20 protein-coding genes are annotated in these 23795 nt (G+C 66.5%); 6 read left to right on the top strand and 14 right to left on the bottom strand.

All coding sequences use genetic code 11. The annotated features are described in order from the left end of the window. The first annotated feature begins 14 nt into the window (after nt 1–14). From bufB to GJV37_RS09865, 4 genes are all read left to right on the top strand, one after another. On the top strand, nt 15–848 hold the full coding sequence (bufB, locus tag GJV37_RS09880) for an MNIO family bufferin maturase (protein ID WP_193452391.1): 834 nt from the start codon (nt 15–17) through the stop codon (nt 846–848). Next, nucleotides 845–1600, top strand: coding sequence for an HvfC/BufC N-terminal domain-containing protein (locus GJV37_RS09875; RefSeq protein ID WP_193452390.1), 756 nt, complete (start codon nt 845–847; stop codon nt 1598–1600). Before bufB ends, GJV37_RS09875 begins: the two co-directional genes overlap by 4 nt. Nucleotides 1601–1610: 10 nt before the next feature. After that, nucleotides 1611–2078, top strand: a complete 468-nt coding sequence (locus tag GJV37_RS09870; protein ID WP_193452389.1) for a DoxX family protein — start codon at nt 1611–1613, stop codon at nt 2076–2078. A 225-nt stretch (nt 2079–2303) separates the two neighbouring features. Then, nucleotides 2304–3527, top strand: coding sequence for a chloride channel protein (locus GJV37_RS09865; protein WP_401035575.1), 1224 nt, complete (start codon nt 2304–2306; stop codon nt 3525–3527). Nucleotides 3528–3529: 2 nt separating this feature from the next. Here the strand turns inward: GJV37_RS09865 and GJV37_RS09860 are convergent, their stop codons facing one another. The 5 genes from GJV37_RS09860 to GJV37_RS09840 all read right to left on the bottom strand — a co-directional run bounded on the left by GJV37_RS09860 (nt 3530) and on the right by GJV37_RS09840 (nt 9042). After that, nucleotides 3530–5503, bottom strand: coding sequence for a BCCT family transporter (locus GJV37_RS09860; protein WP_193452387.1), 1974 nt, complete (start codon nt 5501–5503; stop codon nt 3530–3532). 131 nt (nt 5504–5634) lie between these two features. Next, nucleotides 5635–6168, bottom strand: a complete 534-nt coding sequence (locus GJV37_RS09855; protein ID WP_024762435.1) for a PqiC family protein — start codon at nt 6166–6168, stop codon at nt 5635–5637. Between the two features lie 24 nt (nt 6169–6192). Beyond that, nucleotides 6193–7833 (bottom strand): PqiB family protein, encoded by a 1641-nt coding sequence (locus GJV37_RS09850; protein ID WP_024762436.1) that lies wholly within the window; start codon nt 7831–7833, stop codon nt 6193–6195. Beyond that, complete coding sequence (locus GJV37_RS09845; protein WP_193452386.1) at nt 7814–8449, bottom strand: paraquat-inducible protein A; 636 nt, start codon at nt 8447–8449, stop codon at nt 7814–7816. The genes GJV37_RS09850 and GJV37_RS09845 overlap by 20 nt, the downstream gene beginning before the upstream one ends. After that, nucleotides 8446–9042, bottom strand: coding sequence for a paraquat-inducible protein A (locus GJV37_RS09840; RefSeq protein ID WP_193452385.1), 597 nt, complete (start codon nt 9040–9042; stop codon nt 8446–8448). The genes GJV37_RS09845 and GJV37_RS09840 overlap by 4 nt, the downstream gene beginning before the upstream one ends. A gap of 249 nt (nt 9043–9291) precedes the next feature. Here GJV37_RS09840 and aspT point away from each other — a divergent pair, with 249 nt between their 5' ends. Beyond that, nucleotides 9292–10980, top strand: coding sequence for an aspartate-alanine antiporter (gene aspT / locus GJV37_RS09835; protein ID WP_193452384.1), 1689 nt, complete (start codon nt 9292–9294; stop codon nt 10978–10980). 63 nt (nt 10981–11043) lie between these two features. Next, nucleotides 11044–11673 (top strand): hypothetical protein, encoded by a 630-nt coding sequence (locus GJV37_RS09830; RefSeq protein ID WP_065084760.1) that lies wholly within the window; start codon nt 11044–11046, stop codon nt 11671–11673. Here GJV37_RS09830 and GJV37_RS09825 read toward each other — a convergent pair. The 9 genes from GJV37_RS09825 to GJV37_RS09785 form a co-directional block, all read right to left on the bottom strand. Further along, nucleotides 11646–14156 carry a fused MFS/spermidine synthase gene (locus GJV37_RS09825; protein WP_193452383.1) on the bottom strand — a complete coding sequence of 837 codons (2511 nt, stop codon included), beginning with the start codon at nt 14154–14156 and terminating at the stop codon, nt 11646–11648. The two genes, GJV37_RS09830 and GJV37_RS09825, sit on opposite strands and share 28 nt — an antisense overlap. 124 nt (nt 14157–14280) lie before the next feature. Beyond that, nucleotides 14281–15855, bottom strand: a complete 1575-nt coding sequence (locus GJV37_RS09820) for an arylsulfatase (RefSeq protein WP_170859881.1) — start codon at nt 15853–15855, stop codon at nt 14281–14283. Nucleotides 15856–15963: 108 nt separating this feature from the next. Continuing rightward, nucleotides 15964–16959, bottom strand: coding sequence for an HAD family hydrolase (locus GJV37_RS09815; protein ID WP_170859880.1), 996 nt, complete (start codon nt 16957–16959; stop codon nt 15964–15966). Nucleotides 16960–16973: 14 nt separating this feature from the next. Beyond that, the gene (locus GJV37_RS09810; protein WP_170859879.1) at nt 16974–18296 is read right to left on the bottom strand and encodes a BatD family protein; all 1323 of its coding nucleotides are present in this window, start codon (nt 18294–18296) and stop codon (nt 16974–16976) included. Further along, on the bottom strand, nt 18293–19867 hold the full coding sequence (locus GJV37_RS09805; RefSeq protein WP_065084756.1) for a VWA domain-containing protein: 1575 nt from the start codon (nt 19865–19867) through the stop codon (nt 18293–18295). Before GJV37_RS09805 ends, GJV37_RS09810 begins: the two co-directional genes overlap by 4 nt. Continuing rightward, complete coding sequence (locus tag GJV37_RS09800; RefSeq protein WP_170859877.1) at nt 19867–20874, bottom strand: VWA domain-containing protein; 1008 nt, start codon at nt 20872–20874, stop codon at nt 19867–19869. The genes GJV37_RS09805 and GJV37_RS09800 overlap by 1 nt, the downstream gene beginning before the upstream one ends. After that, on the bottom strand, nt 20861–21358 hold the full coding sequence (locus tag GJV37_RS09795) for a DUF4381 domain-containing protein (RefSeq protein WP_170859876.1): 498 nt from the start codon (nt 21356–21358) through the stop codon (nt 20861–20863). Before GJV37_RS09795 ends, GJV37_RS09800 begins: the two co-directional genes overlap by 14 nt. Next, nucleotides 21355–22296: a DUF58 domain-containing protein gene (locus tag GJV37_RS09790; protein WP_170859875.1), complete on the bottom strand. Its 942-nt coding sequence runs from the start codon at nt 22294–22296 to the stop codon at nt 21355–21357. Before GJV37_RS09790 ends, GJV37_RS09795 begins: the two co-directional genes overlap by 4 nt. A 14-nt stretch (nt 22297–22310) precedes the next feature. Beyond that, nucleotides 22311–23291 (bottom strand): AAA family ATPase, encoded by a 981-nt coding sequence (locus GJV37_RS09785; protein WP_170859874.1) that lies wholly within the window; start codon nt 23289–23291, stop codon nt 22311–22313. Nucleotides 23292–23795: the final 504 nt, after the last annotated feature.

Raw genomic sequence — 23795 nt, 5'->3', positions numbered from 1 at the left:
GCAGGCTGCCGACCATGAACGTATCGACTCAACCGGGTGCCGGGCTTGGGCTCAAGGCCGAGCACTACACCCAGGCGCTCGACTGCTGCGCGCGAGGGCTCTGGTTCGAAGTGCATCCGGAAAACTACATGGTCGGCGGCCCTCGCCTTGCCTGGCTGGAGCGGATCGCCGAACGGCATCCGCTGTCGCTGCACGGGGTTTCGCTGTCCCTGGCGGCGGACGCCGCCCCCGACAAGGCTCATCTGCTGCGGCTGCGCGCGCTGGTTGAGCGCGTGCAGCCCGTGCTGATCTCCGAGCACCTGGCCTGGTCCACCTGGCGCGGCCGGTACCTGCCGGACCTGCTGCCCTTCCCGCGCAGCCACGCGGCCCTGGCCCGCATCGTCGACAACATCGAGCGCACCCAGCATGCCCTGGGCCGGCGCATCGCCATCGAGAACCCCAGCCACTATCTTCGCCTCGACGGCCACGACTGGGACGAGATCGAATTCCTCACCGAACTGGCGCTGCGCACCGGCTGCGGCCTGCTGCTGGACATCAACAACGTACACGTCAGCGCGCACAATCTCGGCTTCGATGCCAAGCGCTATCTCGACCGATTCCCCGCCGCGGCCATCCTGGAAATCCACCTGGCCGGGCACAGCCACGACGAGCGCGGCGAGCTGCTGATCGACTCCCACGACGCCCCCATCGCCGAACCGGTCTGGGAGCTCTACCAGCACCTGATCCGGCGCATCGGCCCGCGCCCGACGCTGATCGAGCGCGACGACCAGATCCCCGCCTTCAGCGAACTGCTGGCCGAGCGCGAAATCGCCCAGGGTATCCTCAACCAGGCGAAGGTGGCCGCATGAAGACGTCCCTCGGCAGATTCCAGGAAGCTTTCGTCGAAGCGCTGTACCAGCGCTCTCCCCCCGGACTGCAAGGTCTGACCGAGCAGGCCGGCTTCAGCGTCTACCGCAACACCGTGCTCAAGGGCTGCACCGACGCCTTGTGCGACAACTTCCCCAGTGTCGAACGCCTGGTCGGCACCGACTGGCTGCGCGGCGCGGCGACCATCCACGCACAGCAGACACCGCCGAACGACGCTCGCCTGGTGCTCTACGGCGAAGACTTCGCCGATTTCCTCGACGCCTTCGAACCCGCGCGCGAGTTGCCCTACCTGGTCGGCGTGGCGCGCCTCGACCGCTTGTGGCTGGAAGCCTACACCGCACCACAGGAGCCTGCGCTGCAGTGGTCCGACCTGGCGGGCATGACCGCTTCCGACCTTGCCCCCTGTCACCTGCAACCCCGCGCCAGCGCGCGCTGGCGCTGGTTCGACCAACAGCCGATCTACAGCATCTGGCGCTACAACCGCGAAGCGCTGCCATTGCCCGAAGAGCTGCCCTGGCACGCTGAAGGCGCGCTGCTGGTCGGCCATGCCGAGGGCGTCACCTGGCAGGCACTGGACGTGGGCGGTTGCGCCTTCCTCGATGCCTGCGCCAGCGGTCATGACCTCGATCAGGCATCGACCCTGGCGCTCAGGGCGCAAGCCGACCTCGACTTCACGGTACTGCTGGGCAACCTGCTCGGCGCCGCCGTGTTCCAACCGCTGAAACTCACCTGAGGAAGCCGCCATGGACATCTCCCGCAGCCACTACCCGGGCGGCGCCTTTCGCCAGCACTGGAACACCATCGCCAGCCGCCTGCAGTCCCTGCTCAGCGACTCTTTGTTGTGCCTGGTGGCGCGCCTGGGGATCGCCTCGATCTTCTTCCTCTCCGGGCGCACCAAGGTCGAGGGCATCCTGACCATCACGCCGAGCACCTACGAGCTGTTCCAGACCGAATACGTGCTGCCGCTGGTGCCGCCCTATATAGCCGCGCACCTGGCGACCTACGCAGAACACTTCTTCCCGGTCCTGCTGGTGCTGGGCCTGTTCACCCGCCTCTCCGCCCTCGCCCTGCTGGGCATGACTGCCGTGATCGAAGTGTTCGTCTACCCCGATGCCTGGCCGACGCACCTGTCCTGGGCCGGCCTGCTCCTGCTGCTGATTGGTCGCGGCGCGGGCGCCTGGTCGCTGGACCGGGCATTGAAGATCGGCTGACGGCATGGCGGCTCTCGTCGACGGTCATCCTGGCTTTCCCGGTTCAGCCGGTAGCGGTCATACTCGGTCTTTCTGGGACGAAACCTCTACCCGCCGATGTCCGACTCTGACCTCCAAGATGAACCCGATGCACGAAGCGTTTCCGCCGCGAACAAGCGCACGCGGCGACTGCTTCGCTCGCGCTGGCTGAAATGGCGACAGCACCTCGCGTTCTGGGTCGGCGCCCTGCTGGTGGGGCTGGTGGCCCTGGCTTTTGCCTGGCTGGCGGATCGCTCCTTCGGGTTGTTCCAGCGGATGCTGCAGGTATCGCCGTGGTTGCCGCTACTGGCAACGCCGCTGGGTTTTGCGCTGCTGGCCTGGATCACCCAGCGCTGGTTCGTGAACTCGAAAGGCAGTGGTATCCCGCAGGTGATTGCCGCGCTGGAATCGCCATCGCGACGATTCCGTGCACAGGTGCTCGCCCTGCCGGTGGCGCTGGTACGGATGCTGTTCACCCTCGGCGCCCTGCTGGTCGGTGGCTCGGTCGGCCGTGAGGGGCCTACCGTGCACGTAGGCGCCGCGGTGATCTACGCCTTCGGCACGCGCCTGGGCCTCCACGGCCGACGCACCGTGGCAGGGCTGATCCTGGCGGGCGGCGCCGCCGGCATCGCGGCAGCTTTCAACACACCCCTTGCCGGGGTGGTTTTCGCCATCGAGGAATTGAGCCGCACCTACGAGCAGCGCTTCAGCGGGCTGGTGCTGACCGCCGTACTGATCGGCGGCGTGGTCACCCTGGGCCTGATGGGGCACTACTCCTACTTTGGCGACATCAGCGGCGGGTTGCCCACGGGCTGGGGCTGGAGTGAAGTGCCCGCCTGCGCGCTGCTGGGCGGCGTGCTCGGTGGGCTCTACGTGAAGCTGGTACTGCCGGCGCAGCACGGCTGGATCGGCCGGATGTGCGCCGTGCGAGAGCGCTTCCCGGTGCGCTTCGCTGCTGTCTGCGGGCTTGCACTGGCACTGCTCGGCGTGATTTCCGGCAACCACGTGTTCGGCACCGGCTACGAGGAAACCCGCGCCCTGCTCGACGGCAACCCGGTGACCGACGCCAGCTTCCTGCTCTGGAAGTTCCTCGCCAACGTGGTCTCGTACCTGGCCGGAATCCCTGGCGGCCTGTTCTCGCCATCATTGAGCGTCGGCGCGGGGTTCGCGCCCGTGCTCTCCCTGCTGCCGGGCGTCAACCCGCAGACCTGTGCACTGCTCGGCATGGGCGCCTATCTGGCGGGCGTTACGCGCTCGCCATTGACCGCCTCGGTGATCGTGCTGGAGCTTTCCCACAGCCCGGACCTGGCCATTCCCATGCTCGCCGCCACGCTGCTGGCCGCGGCCATTTCCGGCTGGATAGCGCCGGTGTCGCTCTACCATGCCCTGGCCCGGCAGATTCTCGACAAGGTGGCGCCGAACAAGCCCTGAGTTCAGCGCACGACATGGAGGTAATGCAGGTGCCGCTCGTACTGGTCGAGGATGTCGGAGATCACATCGTCGCGGTTCCACCCCATTACGTCGTAATCCTGCCCGCCTTCGCGCAGGTGAACCTCGGCGCGGAAGTACTTGCGCGCCTCGGTGCCCTCGTCCTCCTCCAGTAGAACGAAGCTGGGGCTGGTGAAGGCCCGCGGGCGGACTTCATAGAGGAAATGGCCCTCCCCCGGCTGCACCAGCTCCAGGGCCACGCGGCCATCTTCGCGCTCCAGCACCTGCACGTCATGGCCTTGCTTGCGCAACTCGGCGGCCACTTCCTCGCAAGCCGGCCGCACGACCTCGGCAATGAAGCGAGTCACGTGGGCGCGCCGGGGGCGCATGGCAATACTGCGCAGGCGCCGTTGCCAACCGCCTTCGTGGTGTGGCGCATGCCGCGGCGCAGGTAGCGACTGGTGGCGCAGGCCGCGCCGCGTGGCATCCAGGTGCAGCGCGCGGAACAGTCCCCAGATGGACGCCAGCAGGATCGCCGAGAATGGCAACGCACTGGCGATGGTCGCTGTCTGCAGGGCCTTCAGCCCGTTCGCCAGCAGCAATGCCACCGCCACCACGCCAATGCTCACCGACCAGAAAATGCGCTGCCACAACGGCGAGTGGGAGTGCCCCGAGGACGCGAGCATGTCCACCACCAGCGCCCCGGAGTCTGCCGAGGTGACGAAGAACACCACCACCATCAGCACCGCCACCATCGACACCACGCTGGATAGCGGGAAGTGCTCGAGGAAGGCGAACAGCGCCAGGGAACTGTCCTGATCAACAACCGCCGCCAAGGTGATCACGCCCTCGTTGAGGATCATGTGGATCGCCGAATCGCCGAACACGGTCATCCACAGCAGGGTGAAGCCGGCCGGGACGAAGAGCACGCCGCAGACGAATTCGCGGATCGTCCGCCCGCGCGAGATGCGTGCGATGAACAGCCCCACGAACGGTGACCAGGACAGCCACCAGCCCCAGTACAGCAGGGTCCAGCCGCCAATCCAGTCGGTCGGCTCGTAGGCATAGAGGTTGAAGGTCTTGTTGACGATGTCCGAGAGGTAGGCACCGGTGTTCTGCACGTAGGTCTGCAGCAGGAACACGGTCGGGCCGAGCAGCAGCACGAACAGCATGAGGATCACCGCCAGCGCCAGGTTCAGCTCGGAAAGGATGCGGATGCCCTTGTCCAGGCCGCTGGCCACCGAGAGTGTCGCCAGGGCGCAGGTCGCGGCGATGAGGATGATCTGCACCGTCGCATTCACCGGCAGGCCGAACAGATGGTGGAAGCCACTGTTGATCTGCAGCACGCCATAACCCAGTGAGGTGGCGACGCCGAACACCGTGCCGAGGATGGCGAAGATGTCCACTGCATGGCCGATCGGGCCGTAGATGCGCTCGCCGATCAGCGGATACAGCGCCGAGCGCAATGTCAGCGGCAGGCCCTTGCGGAAGCTGAAGTAGGCCAGGATCAGCCCGACGATGGCGTAGATCGCCCAGGCATGCAGGCCCCAGTGGAAGAAGGTGATCTTCATCGCTTCGCGAGCCGCGGTGACCGTGCCCGCCTCGCCCACCGGCGGGCTGGTGAAGTGCATCACCGGTTCGGCCACGCCGAAGAACATCAGGCCGATGCCCATGCCGGCGGAGAACAGCATGGCGAACCAGCTGCTGCTGCGATACTCGGGCTCGCTGTGATCAGGCCCGAGCTTGATGTCGCCGTAGCGACTGACCGCGAGGAACACCACGCTGATCAGGATCAGCGCCACCGCGAGGATGTAGAACCAGCTGGCGTTGGTGAAGATCCACTGCTGGATGTGTTCGAACTGCGTCTGGGCCTGGCTCTTGAAGAGCACGGCGTAGAGCACCAGCAGCAGGATCAGCGCCGCGCTGGTATAGAAGACCGGAGGGTTCAGGGTTGTCCTTGGCTTGCCGGATGAGCTCATCGGGAAGGTTTCTCCTGTGCAACGACATCGCGCGCGCCAACCTGCAAGCCCCGGCGTGCGTGGCGGCACGCCGGTCCAAGGGTATCGCGTTCAGTACTCGTAAAGATTCGGTTGGCACCCTGCCCCGAACATCAAGGACAACGCGTGCCGCCGCTGGCGTTCGCTTGCGCCACCAGTTCGGCGAACTTGCGCACATTGGCCTGGTGCGCGACCACCAGCCCGTCCACGGTACCGTTGGCCGCCGTCTGCAGGCTGCTACGGCAGCTCAGCGGTTTGTTCGAGCCGGGCCGCTGCAGGCGCCAACGGGCATCGAGCAACGCGTACTGGCCCGGCACCGAATCGAAGCGCTGCACTTCCACGCGCAGCAATGCAGCGCCTGGCCCCGGAGCGCCGAGCTGGTCCTCCAGGGCATTGCGGAACTCGTCCACCAGGTTGGCGCCCCACCACTCGGTTTCCAGGATCGACAGCCCGCTGCCGCCCTGGCGGACGACAATCTGCGAGCGATCGACCTGCGGCGGCATCTCCACCCGTTCGACGCGTACCTGGCCGCTGGCGGGGCTGCCCGGCTGTGCGGGAACCAGCGTGTGGTAGTGGATCGGAGCGCTGCTGCAGCCCGACAACACGGGGAACAGTGCGGCCAGGAGCAGCATGGGCAGCTTCGGCATCTGAAGTCTCTCCTTGTACGCGAATCAGGGCTGCAGGTTGTCGGCGTTGGCGTTCTTCGGACGACCACGGATCAAGGATTCCGGGTGGCGCCCGAGGTAATCGGACAGGTCACGCAACGAGCGCGACATGCGGTCCAGCTCATCCAGGGTGTCGCTGAGCTTTTCCCGTTGCGGCGAGTTCTCGCCCAGCGCCGAGTTGGCCGTGGCGAGCGTGGTGCGCACCTCATCGAGCGTCCGGGTGACGCCCGGCAACGTCTGCGTATTGAACTGCTTGAGGCTGCCCTGCAGCTCACGCAGGTTGCCGTCGAGGTTGTTGGCGATACGCTCCAGCGGCAGCTTGCCGATGCGGTCGACCACCGCCTGCAACTGTTCCTGGAGTTTCGCCAGGCTGCTGGGCACCGTCGGGATGCGCAGCGGCCGCGCGCTGGCATCGAAGGCCACCGGCTTGGCGTCGGGATAGAAGTCCAGCGAGATGTACAGCTGCCCGGTCAGCAGGTTGCCGCTGCGCGCCTGGGCACGCATGCCGTGCTCGACGAAGCTGCCGATCACGCGGGTGACGCCGCCCTGGTCGCCCACGCTGCTGTTGAAGACCTTGAGCATCTTCTGGTGCACGGGCCCCAGGCGCTGCGGGTAGATCACCGCATCGACCACCACCGGGAAAATCTGCAGCTTCTCGTCGTAGTCCAGCTGGATGTTGGTGACCTTGCCGAACTCGACACCCATGAACTCCACGGGCGCGCCCACGCTCAGGCCGCGCATCGACTGGTCGAAGCGCAGGCGCAGGTACTGCGGCAGGCCGGTGGGCGGAGCCAGGGCATTGTCGCGGTCGACGTAGAGGTCGAAGGCTTCGTTGTCCTGGGCGGCGGCCGTTTCCTCGCTGCCCTCGGGCGTGCCGAAGGCCAGCCCGCCGACCAACAGCGCGGACAGCGATTCGGTGTTCACCTTCAGGCCGTTGGCGCTGACGTTGACGTCGACGCCACTGGCATTCCAGAACCTTGTGTTCTGGGTCACGAAAGCGTCGTTGGGCGACTCGATGAAGATGCCCAGGTCCACGCCCTTGCCATCGCTGCGCAAGGCGTAGGAAGTCACCTGGCCCACCGGAATCTTGCGGTAATAGATAGGCGAGCCGATATCCAGCGAGCCCAGGTCGTCGGCGCGCAGGACGAAGCTCTTGCCCTTCTCCCCATAGGTGATCGGCGGCGGCAGCTCCAGGCCGGTGAAGCGCTTCTTCGGCGCACTCGATTCACCGGCGTCGGCACCGATGAAATTGCCCGACAACAGCGTGTCGACGCCGGTCACGCCGCCAGCGCCGATGCGTGGCCGCACGACCCAGAATTTCGCCCCCTCGGTGGCGAAGGATTCGGCCTCCTTGTTCAGCTTGACGCTGGCGGTGACGCTCTTCTTGTCCTTGGCCAGCTCGACGCCTTCGACCTCGCCGATCACCACGCTGCGGTACTTCACCTGGGTCTTGTGCGCGACCAGGCCCTCCCCCGTGCGGAAGGAGATCTCGATGGTCGGCCCCTGCTCCATCCAGTTGCGCACGATGAGCGAAGCGCCCACCAGCAGCGCCACGATCGGCACGATCCAGACCAGCGATACATTCCAGCGCCGCGTGCGTACCTGCGGCTGTCCGGGGGCGGCGTGCTTAGGGGTGTCCTGCTCCATCGATCGGATCTCCGTCGTCCCAGATATGTCGTGGATCGAAACTCATGGCGGAAAGCATGGTGAGGACCACCACCATGCCGAAGAACAGGATGCCGGCGCGCGGCTCGATGGTGCCCAGTTCATGCATCTGCACCAGGGCCGCCACCAGTGCGACGACCATCACGTCGAGCATCGACCAGTAGCCGATCAGCTCGACGAAACGGTACAGCTGCGAACGCTGCCGGCGTGCCCAGCTGCTGCGGCGCTGGGCAGTCCAGAGCAGCAGCCCGAGGGAGAAGAACTTGATCGCCGGCACGCCGATACTGGCAATGAAGATGATCAGCGCGATGTCCCAGGCGCCGCTTTCCCAGAACTCCAGCACGCCGCCGCCGATGGTGCTGTCAATGCCCTGGCCGAGCATCTCGGTATGCATGACCGGCAACAGGTTGGCCGGCACGTAGAAGATCAGCGCCGCCACCAGGTACGCCCAGCCGCGGGTGATGGCATCGGCCTTGCGCGGGTGCAGGGGGGCACCACAGCGTTGGCAATGATGGCCGCCGCTGCGCGTATCGCAGGCGGCGCCGCAGCCGTGGCAAAGGCACAGGTTCAGCTGAGCGGCGAGCGGGGGCGTGTTCATACCCGCTCCCAGAGATCGCGGATGTCCTTGCCGGCGATGTAGATGATCAACACGCTCAGGGCGGCCATCGCCAGCAGACCGATACCAGGTATCACATCGAGCAGTCCGGCCAGCTTGATCACCGCGACCATGGTGCCCAGCAGGCAGACCTCCAGCATGCTCCAGGGGCGCAACGACTCCAGCCAGCGCATGCACCCGGCGAAGGCCGGCGCGCGGCGCCCGGCCAGGGCAAAGCCGAGCACCCAGATCAGCAGCGTTACCTGCAGCGCCGGCGCGAGGATGATGGCCAGCGCTGTCACCAGTGCGATGAAGGTGATGGGGCCGCTGCTCAGGATCATCACCGCGTCCCACAGCGTCGCCGAATTGCTCAGGCCCTGCATGCTGATGGTCATCACCGGGTAACTGTTGGCGAAGGCCAGCAGCACCGCGCCGGTCAGCGCCAGCGCCAGGCGTTGCTGCACGGACAGTGAGTTGTGCCGATGCAGTACCCCGCCGCAGCGCACGCACAGTGCACGCTGGTGTCGCTGCAGCGGCTGGCGTTCGTACACCGCATCGCAGTACTCACAGATGATCAGGTCGCTGGCTGCTGCCATGGGCGCTCTCGTGGTGAGCCGGCGCACGGCGCCGGCCAGGGAAATCGCTATCCACGACGAGAGCCTGGGCACAGGCTCTGGAGCGATCCGCATGAAGTCTGCACAAGACTAGTCGAGGTTTTTCGATGGTGGGGGTCGCGCGGCGAAAACGCACTAAAGAGAAAGTCGTTCCACACTCCGCTGCATAACGGCAGCTCGGCATTCACCGTCCATACTGCACGGACGCCACTTCGACAGGGAGCCGCGTCGATGCTCGATTTTTTCCTCCACGCCTTGCGCGCCAACCCCGAGATCGCGGTGTTCCTGGCGATCTCCCTGGGGGTTCTGCTGGGGCGGATACAGATCGGCAGCTTTCACCTGGGCTCGGTCGCCGGCGCGCTGCTGATGGGCCTGCTGATCGGGCAGATCGGCCTGGAAGTGCCCCATGAGCTGAAGTCGGTGTTCTTCGCGCTGTTCATCTATGCCGTCGGTTTCAAGAGCGGCCCGGAGTTCTTCGGCAGCCTCAATCGCGGCACCCTGAAGCTGGTGGTGCTTTCCGTGGTGCTCTGCGCCACTGCCCTGGGCGTCATCCTCGGCCTGTATCACCTGTTCCACTTCGACGCCGGCTTCACTGCCGGCCTGGGCGCGGGAGCACTGACCGACACGGCGATCATGGGCACCGCCAGCAGCGCCATTTCCCAGCTGGCCATCGACGATGCCGCCAAGAGCCAGCTCAACAGCCACATGGCGGTGGCCTACGCCATCACCTATCTGTTCGGCACCATCGGCCTGATCGCCTTCGTCGGCAGCATCGCGCCGAAGCTGCTGCGCGTCGACCTGCGCCAGAGCGCACGCGAGCTGGAGCGGGAGCTGGGCATCGAGCGCGAAGAGAACGCCATCAGCATTCCCTACACCCGCATCGTCGTCCGTGCCCATCGTGCCCAGTCGGCGGCAGCGATCGGCCAGCGCATCGCCGATGTCGAGGCGCGGCACGCCGCGCTGAGCGTCGAGCGGGTCATCCGTGGCGGTCAGATTCTCGAGCGCGACCCGCAATTGCGCCTGGAGAGCGGCGACATCCTCGGCGTCTACGCCCTGCGCGAAGCCGTGGCCGACCTCAACGACTGGATCGGCCCGGAAATCGACAACCCCGACAGCATGTCCTTCGCCACCCGCGATGCCGACATCGTTCTGACCTCGCCCCAGCTGGCCGGCAAGACCATCCACCAGATCAAGACGCTGCTGGTCGGCGCCGACCGAATGGGCTGCTACATCCGCTCCATCACCCGGCAAGGCCTGGAGCTGCCGCTGCTGCCCGACACCGTGCTACGCCGTGGCGACGTCATCACCCTGGCCGGCCGCACGGCCAGCGTCGAGGCACTGGCAGCGCAGATCGGCCGCATCCGGGCGAGCGACTACAAGAGCGATATCGCCATCCATACCCTGGGCATGGTCGTGGGGTCGCTGGTCGGCATGCTCTCCACCCACATCGGCATGATTCCGGTGGAGCTGGGTATCGGTGGCGGCATGCTGCTCGCCGGCCTGCTGATCGGCTGGTACAACTCGCGGCATCCCGAAGTGGGCGCCCTGCCCCCGGCCGCACAGTGGGCCTTCTCGGAGTTCGGGCTGACCGCTTTCGGCGCCGTGGTGGGGCTGCTGGCCGGCCCGGCCGCCATCGCCGCGATCCAGAGTCAGGGCGCGGCGCTGCTGCTCTCCGGCGCCCTGGTGACCATCATCCCGCCGCTGGTGACGCTCTACTTCGGCCGCTACGTCCTGGGGCTGCACCCGATGATCCTGTTCGGCGCCCTGGCCGGCGCGCAGACCGAAGCGGCCTCGATGAACAAGATCATCGAGCAGTCCGGCAGCAACACACCCGTCATTGGCTTCACGGTGTGCTACGCCATTTCCAACGTACTGCTGGCGGTGTGCGGTCCGATCATCGTCGCCGTCACGGCGGGCTGAGCCCGCCATCGATTCACCGGCTGCGTTGCGCTGTCGTCGGCCGGCTTCCCCAAGGAGGTCGAAATGCTGAAGTTCATCCGCACCACCATCGCCGGTGGGCTGCTGTTCATCCTGCCGCTGGTGCTGCTCTTCATTCTGATCGAAAAGGCCATCCACCTGCTCACTCCACCGGTGCAGAAGATCCTGCCACTATTCACCGGCTTCACCGCCTGGGGTGTCACCTCGGTAACGCTGGCCTGCATCGTTCTGCTCCTGTTGCTGTGCTTTCTCGCCGGGTTGCTGGCAAGGACCCGCGCCGCGGCGGCCTCGCTGCGCACGCTGGAAGACCGGCTGCTGAGCAACTTGCCGGGTTACCAGTTGCTCAAGGACGCCACGGCGCGCTTCGCCGGAATGGACGAAGTGGAAGGCGCCAAGGTCGGCCTGGTGGGGGAGGACGTCGGGTTTCGTTTCGCGCTGATTCTGGAAACTCGGGACGACTGGCTGCTGGTCTACCTGCCCGATGGCGGCCCTGCCGGTGGCACCGCCGGGGAAGTGCGGATGGTGCCGGCCGGCTCGGTGCGTGTCACCGACATTCCCTGGCTGCCCCTACTAGCTTGCCTGCGCCGTGGTGGCCGAGGCGCGCTGGAACTGGCGGCACGGCACATGAACCCGGCTGAGCCTGACGCTCAAGGCGAGCCCAGGAACCATCGGTAATAGGGATTGTCGCCGTCATCGATCGCCACCTGCCGCGCATCCCGTGCCCAGGCCTGGCGGTCGCCCCGGTACGCGTGCAGGCTCAGATCGTAGAAGCGCCGCAGCCGGGCCCAGTAATCGTCGACTGACGCGCGGACCGATGGCACGGCGTTCTCCAGTGGCGGTGCCGTGCGCAGGGCCAGCAGCGTTGGCAGCACACGGGCGATTTCCTTGGAACGTACCCACGGCGCATATTCGATTCGCGGCTGGTCGTCGGTGACCGGCAACGCATCGCCGGCATAGCGCTCAAGGCCCGCGCGGTCGGTCACCCAGGTGGCCAGCAGCGCTTCGACCGAATCGATCCCCACCTCTCCCAGCGCAGCGGCCACATCGGGCTGTTCGAAGCGTTGGCGGATGGTCGTCACGTCCAGATGCAGAGGCTGCTGCGAGCCCACCAGGAGCATTTCATGGAACTCGGTCGTCCAGAGCGTGGCATTGGGGAAGACATCGATGAAGCTGCGCACCAGGGAGCGGCTTTCCTCATCGTTCTGCGTCGGCAGCGGCAACCACTGGGCGACTATGCCGTCCTCCTCCAGCCGCGACGCCGCCAGCTCATAGAAGTCCCGCGAATACAGGTTGACCACCCCGGCAGCCGAGGGCGGTGGCGGTTCGAGCGTGATCATGTCGTAGCGCTCGGCGCTGCGCAGCAGCTCACGCCGACCATCGCGCAGGCGGATATCCAGGCGCGGGTCGTGGATCGCGTCGAAGTTGCCCTTGAAGCGCGGGGCGGCGGCCAGTACCTCGGGCAGCAACTCGGCCACCACCGGGTGCTGCAGGTCGCGATAACGCAGCATCGCGCCTGCGGTAATGCCCGTGCCGAAACCGATGACCAACGCAGAACGCGGTTCGCCGTTATGGATCAGTAGCGGCAACAGCGCTTGCAGTCGCATGTAGCGCAGCGACGGCATGGCATCGCCGGTGTTGGAAACGCCCTGGATGTAGAGACGGCTGAAGCGGTTGTCGCCCCGGCCCTGCTCGATCACCGCCACCGTGCCGCCGCGGCCCTCGGCATAGAAGCTGATCTGACCGTTGCGCGCCCCCGGCATCAGCTGCGCCAGATGCTGCGCTGGCGTCACTGCGCCGATGGCCAGTGTCAGAACCGCGACCATGGCGACGCCAATGCGCGGGACCTTGCCCACGCCCTCCCCCCGCCAGACTGCCAGCAGGCCGATGAACGCAGCCAAAGCTCCGAGGACCGCCAGGGTGCGTACCAGGCCGATCCCCGGCACCAGGACGAACCCCGTCAGCATCACGCCGACGATGCCGCCCAGGGTATTGAGCGCCACCACCGTGCCCACATCGCGCCCCACGTGCTGCTGGTCCACCGCCAGGCGCAGGGCGATGGGGAACGCCGCCCCCAGCAGGGTGGTCGGCAGGAACACCACGCACAGCGTGGCCACGGCGAAGCGCGCGCACATGCCCGCCAGTTCGCTGCCACCGGCCTGCAGCACCAGCCATTCGGCGCGGGTCTGCAGGCCGACCAGCCAGGTACCCAGCCCGGCGACCTGCAGGATGGCCAGCAACCCGGCCGCCGCGATGAGCAGGCCGAACAGGCCCCAGGGGTCGCGAACGCGGTCCGCGCGCCGGGCATACAGGGCGCTGCCCAGCACCAGGCCGCAAAGATAGGTGGCCAGCACCACGGCGAAGGCAAAGGTACGGGTGCTCATGAACTGGACGATGGATTGCGTCCAGACCACCTCGTAACCCAGCGCGACGCCACCCGCCACGCAGTAAAGGGCGATGGCCAGGCGCGCCGCCTTGCCGCGCGGAGCGGCCAGCGATTCACCTGCGATCACTGGCGTGGCGGGCTCGCGCCGCAGCGTCAGCGCGCCTGCGGCAGCGATCAGATTGAACACGGCTGCCGCAAAGGCGCTCGCCAACACGCCAAGCATCGGCAGGAAGACGAACGCCGCCATCAGCGTGCCGGCGATGGCGCCGGCGGTATTGGCGGCGTACAAACTGCCGCCCGCGCGTCCCATCTGCCCGTCGGCGGGCTCCACGGCGCGCACCAGCACCGGCAGCGTGCCGCCCATGAAGAATGCCGGCACGCCCACCAGCACCAACGGCAGCGCCCAGGCCAGGATGCCGAAGGCTTCCTCCAGAAACGCGAAGGCGCTGGCGGCATTGGCCAGCGCCACGGTGGACGCGACGGCCAGCAGCGCCACCAGGACCTCCAGCGCTGCATAGAGTCGCAAAGGCCGCGCCAGCCGATCGGCGAGCCGCCCGAAAGCCAGTCCTCCCAGCGCCAGGCCGGCGAAGAAGGCGCTGATCGCCGTGGTCACGGCGTACACCTCCACACCGACCACCAGCGACAACTGCTTCACCCACAGCACCTGGAATACCAGCGCCGCACCGCCGGAAGCAAACAGCAGCAGAGCCGGCATCCACATGGCCAGCCGGCGCGGAACGCCAATGGCGGCCTGTCTGGCGGGGCGAGCATTCATGGTCGACGAACTGGCAGGTGACGGCATCGGGACAACCTTGTCGAACAGAAGAATCCCCGCGACAGCTGTGCTGTCGCGGGGATTGAGGTGGGCAATGCCGGAGCGCTGCCCAATGCGTGGATCACTACTTGCTGCCCTGCTTCATCTTCGCTTCGATCTTCGCGTCCACATCCTTGCGAATCTGATCGATGCTGAAGCTGGCCGGGCGCTGGCTCGGCGGGTAGTCGACGAAGGTCTGGAGGAACTTCGCCGCCTTCTGCGTGCCCTGGAACAGCAGGTAGTCGTTCTTGGTCAGCCAGTCGTAGTACTGGTCCGATACCACGTCCGCCCGCTCGTAGGGGTCCATGCGCAGGTTGAACAGCTTGGGCACCCGCAGGCAGGTGAACGGCTCGCTCCAGACCTTCAGCCCGCCCGGTGCGCGTTGTTCGCACCAGACGATCTTCCAGTCCTCGAAGCGCATGCCCACCAGCTCGGCATCGTCGTTGAAGTAGTAGAACTCCTTGCGCGCACCCTTGTCGGTCTTGCCGGTCAGGTAGTCGAGCTGGTTGTAGCCGTCGAGGTGCACCTTGAAGTTCTTGCCACCGATATCGGCGCCCTTGAGCAGACGGTCCTTGATGTCGGTGTCACCGATGGCGGCCAGCAGCGTCGGGAACCAGTCCAGCCCGGAGAACATCTGGGTGGAAACGCTGCCCGGCTTGACGTGGTTCGGCCAGCGGATCATCGCTGGCACACGGTAGGCACCTTCCCAGTTGGAGTTCTTCTCGTTGCGGAACGGGGTCGTCGCCGCGTCCGGCCAGGACCACTGGTTCGGCCCGTTGTCGGTGGTGTAGATGACGATGGTGTTGTCGGCGATCTTCAGGTCATCCACCGCCTTGAGCAGTTTGCCGACGTCGCCGTCGTGCTCGATCATGCCATCGGCGTAATCGTTGCCTGCCATGCCGCTCTGGCCCTTCATCGAATCACGCACGTGGGTGAAGGCATGCATGCGCGTGGTATTCATCCAGACGAAGAACGGCTTGTCCGCCTTCACCTGCTTGTCCATGAAGTTGATCGCAGCCTGGGTGGTGTCATCGTCGATGGTTTCCATGCGCTTGCTGTTCAGCGCACCGGTATCCTCGATCTTGCCGTCGGCAGTAGCCTTGAGTACGCCACGGGGCGTCGCGGCCTTGGTGAAGGCCTCGTCATCCTTGGGCCAGTACGGGCGCTCGGGCTCTTCCTCGGCGTTGAGGTGGTAGAGGTTGCCGAAGAACTCGTCGAAGCCATGCTTGGTCGGTAGGTATTCGTCGCGGTCGCCCAGGTGGTTCTTGCCGAACTGGCCGGTGGCATAGCCGTGGGCCTTGAGCGCCTGGGCGATGGTGACATCGCGGTCCTGCAGCCCCACCGGCACCCCCGGCATGCCAACCTTCGACAGCCCGGTACGCAGGATCGTCTGCCCGGTGATGAAAGTCGAACGCCCCGCGGTGCAGCTGTTCTCCGCATAGTAGTCGGTGAACATCATGCCTTCCTTGGCGATGCGATCGATGTTCGGCGTCTGGTAGCCGACCACGCCGAACGAATAGGCGCTGATATTGGTCTGGCCGATATCGTCGCCGAAGATCACCAGGATGTTCGGCTTGTCAGCAGCGCTGGCGACCGTACACCCCACTATCGCGGTCGCCGCGAGGGCGAACTGCGATAACCATCTTCCCGTGCGCTTCATTGTTGTCTCTCCATTCCAGTTACTCATCGTTTGCCACGACTGCGTCACTGGAGATACCGACTGCTCGACTGGAGATCCCCATGCCCCTGCGGTTTTCACTTGTTGGTCTTACTGATCAAACGGGTAGATACGCTTCCACTCCTTTGCCATGTCCACTGCCACCCAGTCCTTGCTCTTCGCCTCATCGAGCGCCTTGTCCAGGCGCCCGACCTTGCTCTCCCGGTCATAGGCCCACTCCCGCCGGGCATCGGTGTGGTGCACCAGGCCGGCAAAGCGCAGCCCCTTGCCGGCGGTCGTCCACTGCAGCATCTGCAGGTCGCCGTCGGAGTTGCCGAAGGCCAGGATCGGCCGGCGGCCGATGATGCTGTCGATGCTCTCCGGCTTGCCGGGGCCGTCGTCGTTGTGCACCAGTTTGGGCAGGCGCTGGATCGACAGCTTGCCGTCGCGGTCCTCGAAGCGGCTGCCCAGGGTGGTGCCGATCACCTGCTCCGGCGCAATGCCATAGACCTCTTCGGCGAAGGCGCGCATGAACGCCACTTCGCCACCGGAGACGATGTAGGTCTTGAAGCCGTTGGCCCGCAGGTAGCCCAGCAGCTCCAGCATCGGCTGGAACACCATCTCGGTGTAGGGCCGGTGGCTGCGCGGGTGCTTGGCGCTGGCGAGCCAGCGGCGGGCATTGGCGATGAAATCTTCAGTGCTCATGCCCGAATGGGTGGCGGCGACTATCTCCAGGATGCCGTTCATGCCGCTGGCGGCGAGGGTCTTCTGGTCGCCCTCGAGCACCGCCTTGAACGGCTGCTTCTGCTTCCACTCCGGATGCTGCGGCGCCTGCCGCTTCACCTCGTCCAGGGCGAAGAGCACCTGGAAGTACATCGGCTGCTCGCTCCACAGCGTACCGTCGTTATCGAACACGGCGATGCGCTCGGCCGGCGGCACGAAGTCCTTGCCGCCCTCGTGGGTCACGGCCTCGACGAATTCGATGATCGCCTGCCGCGAGGGTCCTTCGTTCCACGATGGCAACTCGTCCGCCGCCTGAACCAGCAGCGGCAGGCAGAGCAGCAGGAGCATCCAGCGGGCAATCGGTCGCGCAAGGTACGAAGGCATGTCACATCCCTGGATCACGGATTCAAAGGTTTGAGGGCATGGGCCGGCAGGCTCGCCGGCTTGCCGCGGCCCATCTCTCGATGGATTTCCGGCAACGCCTGTATCAGTTGGGCGGGAGCGCTACGCACCTGCGCATCGGCCCGGCCGTAACGGGCCCTGAGAAACGCTAGCAAAGAATTGCCGGGTTTGACGGAACCATCAGGCACTGCCGTGCTTAATTCACGACCTCCGGTTGTCCGCCGCAGCCACAGGTACAGCGCACCGAGCTGCGGCGGGTCGCCCTTGAGCTGGGAGCGAACCTGGCGCCAGGCGTAGCCAGGCGACTCGCGCCATGCCTGGCGGCGGCGTTCGATGGCATTCATCACGCCGGTACGCAACGGCGCGCCCCACGCATGCGCGGCGTAACCCGCGCCCACCAGAACCGCCAGTAACACGGCCAGCAGCAACCAGTGACGGGCGATACGCAATTGGGCATGGCGCCCCAGCTCGCGCAGGTCATCGCTGATGGAGAAAGGCGCCTTGTAGACGGCCGCAGCCTGGGCCGACAGCTCCAGCGCAGGGACCGAAACAGTACGTTGTTCCCCGCTGTCCGCCGCCCACCAGTGCAACTCGATGGGCGGCAGCTGGAAATCGCCGGCCTGGCTGACCACGTAGGTGGCCGCATCCATGCGCTCACCGCCGCTGCTGCCGCCACGCCCATCGCTCAAGGCCTGCACCGTCGGGGGCTGCACGTAGCGGCGCAACCCCTTCACCTCGGCGAAGTCCGGCGCGGGAATCAGCATGGCCTGGGCGTTTTCGGCGGTGATGTGCAGGCTGCGGGTCACGCTGTCGCCCACCCGCAGTGGCTCGCGGGAAGCCTTGAGCTGCTGGGTCATCTGCACCTGGCTGGCGACCAGGCGCTGACCGCCGTCGGCAGCAACGCCAGCGGGGGCCTTGGCGGTGAAGTGCAGCGGCTGGCTGGTGATCTTCAGCGGACCGCTGCCCTGCCCTGGCTGCACCTGGATATCCAGCGCAGGCAGCGTGAATTCCCCGGCATTCTGCGGGGTGATCTGGTAGCCGTAGCGCAGGCCGAAGAACGGCTTCCCGGCGATCTTCTCGTTGAGATGGGCAGCCTCGCTGCTCGGCTCGGAGACCACCGCGCCGGCAACCTTCAGCGCGGGCAGTTGCGGCGGCTGGGCGAACCAGGTGTCCACCAGCAGATCGACCTGCAACGTGAGCGTCCCACCGACCAGCACCGAATCGCCCGGCAGCAACTGGGTACGGACCTTCACCTCCGGCTCGGCGGCGAAGCCCAGCCACGGCCAGCACAACAGCAACAGCAGCAGCGCGCGCGTCATGACCCTGTCCCCACTGCGGCGTCCTGCAGCAGGAACTTGCGGCGCAGGAACTGTGCCGGCGAGGTGCTCAGGTTGTTCAGCCACTGCTCGTCCGAGTCGGCCTTGGCGCGTGCGCGGGGCACGCTCTTGCCCTTGCCGGCGGTGTTGTCGAAGACCTCCTGGTCGGGCTTTTCGTCGGGCGGGCCGGCTTCCTGCTGGTCTTCGCGGTCCTTCTGCAGGGCCAGCGCCAGGGCGAGGTTGGCGGTGGCGGCTGGAAAGTCCGCCTGGCGCTGCAGCGCCTGACGATAAGCGTCGATGGCCTGATCGAACTTCGACAGGCGCACATAGGTATTGCCCAAGTAGAAGTACGCCTCGGACGAATCCAGCCGGGCGAAACTGCTCAGGGCCAGCGGGTAGTCTGCGGCGCGATAAGCGGCCAGCCCCCTCCAGAATGGATCACGGAAATGCGCAGCCGCCTGCGGATAATGGCCGTGTTCGAAAGCCCAGCGCCCCTGCTGGTCCGCCGTAAAAAAGGCATCGGCCAGCGCGCCGGCACGCGCCGGTTCCGGGGCGCCACTCAGCCCGACGGCGAGCAACAGTGCGCTCATCCAGTGCACCTTCCAGCCCTTGCGCACGCTCAGCAGCGCGAGCAGCAAAAGCGGCCAGCACAGCCAGTATCCGGCATCCTTCCAGTGCAATTGCTGCTCGTCCCCCTGGGCCGCCTGGAAATGTTGCTGGGCGTGCAATTCGATCCAGTCCAGGTCGTCATCCCCCAGGGTCAGGCTGCCCAGTGGCGCATCCGCCGCCTCCGCGAGTCCCTTCAAGGCGTCCGAGTCGAAGCTGGCCAACAAGGGGCGGCCGGCGGCGTCCTGCTGGCCACCGTCGAGCAAGCCGCCATCCTGGCTACCTACGGCGAGCACCAGCACTTGCAGATCACTGCCGCGCAGGGCTTTGTCGATGGCGTCGAACTGCTGCTGGTCGGCGCCATCGGTCAGCAATACCAGGGTACCCGGCGACTGCTCGGCCGCCAGGAGGCGCTTGGCGATCTCGATGGCACCCAGCGCGTCCTTGCCGCTGCGCTGGATAAGGCCGGGGGACAGCGCCTGCAGGAAGCTGTCGAGCAAGCCGCCATCGTCGGTGGCGGGCAGCACCAGGTGTGCGCTGCCGGCATAGGCGATAAGCGCCGTCGGGCTGCCCGGCCGCCGCACGATGAGGTCGTGGAGCTTGTGCTTCACCGCCTCGATGCGTGACGGCGGAACATCGCTGGCGGCCATGGAGGGCGACAGGTCCACCGCCAGGATCAGCGGCGCACGGTTCTCCAGAAAGGCCGGGCGGTCCTGCTCCCAGGTCGGCCCGGCCGCCGCCACGCCGCCCAGCACCAGCACGGCGCCGAGCAGCTGTACCGGGCGCACACGCTGGCGTTCGGTGGGCGTGATCACCAGGTGCGCCAGCAGATGGGGAGCAATGATGCCGTCGAGGCGGCGGGCCAGATCGTGACGCCGGCTCCACAGCAACGGCAGCAGCACTCCCGGCAGCAGGAGCAGCAACCACCACGGCCGCAGGAAATGAAAGGCACTGAGATCGATGTCCATCAGCCCTCCACTTCCCGGTTGGCGCGCGAATCGCCTGGCACGGCCAATCGTCCGGCGATGGCCGCCAACAGGTGCGACAGCACCAGCAACGTCAACGCAGCGCCAAGCGGCACCCAGAACAGGTCGCGCTTGGGCTGGTGGCTGAGGGTCTTCACCTGGTGCGGCGTGATGTGGTCCAGTGTCGCGTAGACGGCCTTCAACGCCTCGCGGTCGCCGGCTCGGAAGTAGCGCCCGCCGGTGCTGTGGGCGATATCCTGCAACGTCTTCAGGTCCACCTTCGACTCGCCGCTGGCCGCGGGGTCGCCAATGCCGATGGTGTGCACCACCACACCGCGCTCATGGGCCATGGCCGCCGCGTGGCTGGGCGTGATGGCGCTGGCGGTGTCGTTGCCGTCGGTGAGCAGGATCAGCACCTTTTCCTGCTCCGGCGCGTCCTTGAGCAGCTTGAGCGTCAGGCCGATGGCATCGCCCAGGGCGGTGTTCGGCCCCGCCATGCCGATGCCGACTTCGTCCAGCAACATCAGCAGGCTGGCGTGGTCCTGCGTCGGCGGCGCCTGGGCGAAGGCGCCGGTACCGAAGACGATCAGGCCGATACGGTCATCCTTGCGCTCGCCGATGAAGTCGCGCACCACGCCCTTGACGATGCTCAGGCGGTCCACCCGCTGGCCACCGGCATCGAGGTAATCGTTGGTCTCCATGGACTGCGAGATATCGATGGCCAGCATCAGGTCGCGGATCGGCCGCACCCGCTCGATGGGTTTCTCCACCAGCACCGGACGCGCGCACGCCACCAGCACCAGTCCCCACACCAGCAGGTTCAGCGGGAGTTGCCAGCGCCCGCCGGCGGCTCCGCCGCGGCTGGGTTCCTGCCCCACGGCGCGGCTCATGGCGGCGAAGAACGGCACCCGCAAGGCGCTGCGCGATTCCCGGTAGGCCGGCAGGTAGCGCCAGGCGAGCCAGGGCAACGGCAGCAGGAGCAGCAGCCAGGGCAGGTCAAACTGCCACATGGTGCACCTCGATCCATTCCCGGCAGACCGCCAGCAGGGCCTGCGCCTCCTGCTCACCCAGTGCCTGGACGCGCTCATCCGGCGCATAGGCCAGCATGGCCAGCCGCTGATCCAGATCGGCCGGCAGCTGCGCCGGGCTGCGGCCTTGCAGATAGCTGCGCCAGGCGCGGCCACCCAGCGCCGCCGTGGCTTCGCCACCGGGCATCGACAACGCCACACGCTTGAGCAGCGAAGGCAGCTGGCGCAGCGCGGCAAGACGACGCTGTGGGTCCGCCAGGGCCTCGCCCAGATCATCCAGGAGCAGCAGCGCCTCGCGCCGATAGCGGTCGCGCCGCCATCGCCGGTAGCGCCATAGCGCCCACACGGCCAAGGCCGCCACGAGCAGCAGGGCAAGTACCGCCCAGGCCCAGGTCTGCGGCCAGTAGCTGACCAGCGTCGGTGGCGGCGGCAGTTCCTGGAGCTGGTCGATGCGCGGAGTGCTCATCGGGCCAGGCGCCCCAGCTCGCCGCGCAGTTGCTCCAGGCTGTCGCGGCCGCTGCTGAACATCATCAAGGGTACCTGGCTGCGGCGCAGCAGGGTCGCCACGTCCTTCAGGCGACCGGATAGGAACTCGCCCAGCGGCCGGTGCACCTGCCGCCGGCCAACCTCCAGTTCCACCTGCAGCTCGCCCTGGGTCACGGTCACGCGGCCGCGGTCCGGCAGGCGCAGGGCAAGCGGATCGAATACCTGCAAGGCCAGCACGTCGTTATGCGAGCTCAGCTGCCGCAACAGCTGCAGCGTCTGGTCGGTCACGCCGGCAAAGTCGCTGATGATCACCACCAGGCTGTCGTGCCCCGCTACCCCCAGGCATTGGCGCAGCGCCCGGTCGAGCTGGCCGGGTGCATCGTCGTCGCTGCGGGTGGCTTGCAGTGCATGGTTGTGCCGCACGACGGCCGCGCACAGCGCCTCGACTCTGGCCCGGCTGCGCAAGGGGCGGATGTACTCGATCTGGCGGTCGCCGAACACCAGGCCACCGACCCGGTCACCCGCCTGCAGGGCCATCCAGGCGCCAAGTGCGGCAATCTCCGCGGCGGTCACGGACTTGAAGCTGCGCTTGGAGCCGAAATACATGCTCATGCGCTGGTCCACCAGCAGCAGCGTGGGACGGTCGCGCTCCTCGGTATAGCTGCGCACGAAGGGCTTGCCGTAACGCAGCGAGGCACGCCAGTCCAGATGACGCAGGTCGTCGCCAGGGTTGTACTGGCGCAGCTCGTCAAAGCTCAGCCCCCGGCCGCGCAGGCGCGCCGCGTGGCTGCCGGAAAGGATGCTGGACAACGGTTGCCGTGACAGGAAGCTCAGGCCGCGCACGCGATGTTCCAGCAGCATCAGTTGCTGCAGCGAGGCGTAGACGAAACCATCGGCGACCGGCTGCTGATCCGCCATCGACGCCCTCCTCCTCAGGCAGGAATCGCAACTTTGTCGAGCAGCCGGTCGATCACCTGATCGGCACCGACGCCATCGGCCACCGCGTCATAGGACAGCAGCAGGCGATGGCGCAGAACGGGATGCACGACAGCGCGTACATCGTCGGGCGTGACGTAATCATTGCCGGCCATCCAGGCGTGGGCGCGGGAAACGCGGTCCAGGCTGATGCCGCCGCGCGGGCTGGCGCCGACCTTCAACCAGCGGGCCAGGTCGGCGTCATGGTCGGCGGGTCGGCGGGTGGCATGGATGAGGTCGATCAGATAGCGGTCGATGGCGTCCGAGACATGCACGTCGCCCACTTCCCGGCGCGCCGCGAACACGGCGTCCTGGGCAAGCGGCGTGATCTCCGGCGGCTCGGTGCCGGACTGCTGGCTGCGCTCCTCGGCGCGCACCAGCTGCAATACGCGGGACTCGTCTTCGACCTTGGGATAGTCGATCAGCAGCTTCATCAGGAAGCGGTCCATCTGCGCTTCCGGCAACGGGTACGTGCCTTCCTGCTCGATGGGGTTCTGCGTCGCCAGCACCATGAACAGGCCAGGCATCCGATGCGTTTGTCCGGCGACGGTGATCTGGCGCTCTTCCATGGCTTCGAGCAACGCCGCCTGCACCTTGGCCGGCGCGCGGTTGATCTCGTCGGCGAGGATGACATTGCCGAACAGCGGCCCCGGCTGGAACCTGAGCTGGTTGCCCTGCTCGGTCTGCTGGAGGATCTCGGCACCGGTGATGTCCGACGGCAACAGGTCGGGGGTGAACTGCACGCGGCTCATGCGCGCATCGAGGTGCTTCGACAGCGCCTTGACGGTGCGGGTCTTGGCCAGGCCGGGCAGGCTTTCCAGCAGGACGTGACCGTTGGCCAGCAGGCCCAGCAGGATGTGGCGGACGGTTTCTTCCTGGCCGAGCACCTGCGCCGACACGGCGGCTTCCAGGCCAGCAATCTGCTCACGCGTGGACACGGGGATGATCCTTGTACCGTGGGTTCGGGTTCCTTGCCGATGGCGTGCTGGAGCTGCCCTCCAGCCACACTGCCGTGCCACGGCCTGCTGGATAACAGTAGCCCACCGGTAATACTTCGCTATGGAAGCGGGTTGCCATGATGCGGGCAGGCAAAACCAGGGAGGCTGGCGGCGGCGTGCTCTGCAGCCTTGGCTTCTGCCATCGCCACTTCGAGCATGCACAGCAATGCTGGCGGGCCTCGTGCAGCAGAGCTGGGGAACGGTCACCGCTCCTGGTAGTGCATGATTTTCCCCAGCTGGCGATCTCCTACAATCGGCACTACGTCGGCTTTTTTCATTTCACGCCCGAGAGATTCATCCTGGCTCACGCACTCCCCGGCAGAGCTGAGCAAGCGGTTTGCATCTGAAGGGGGATGCGGTGGGCATTAATTTCATTAAGAATTTAAAGTCGGCTTGCACATCGCATTTGGCTATCTAGGCTGATTTCACGGTCCCCCACTCAAT

This window comes from Pseudomonas nitroreducens (assembly GCF_010994165.1).
Taxonomy (GTDB): Bacteria; Pseudomonadota; Gammaproteobacteria; order Pseudomonadales; family Pseudomonadaceae; genus Pseudomonas; species Pseudomonas nitroreducens.
This window is presented reverse-complemented; position numbering and strand designations above follow the sequence as displayed.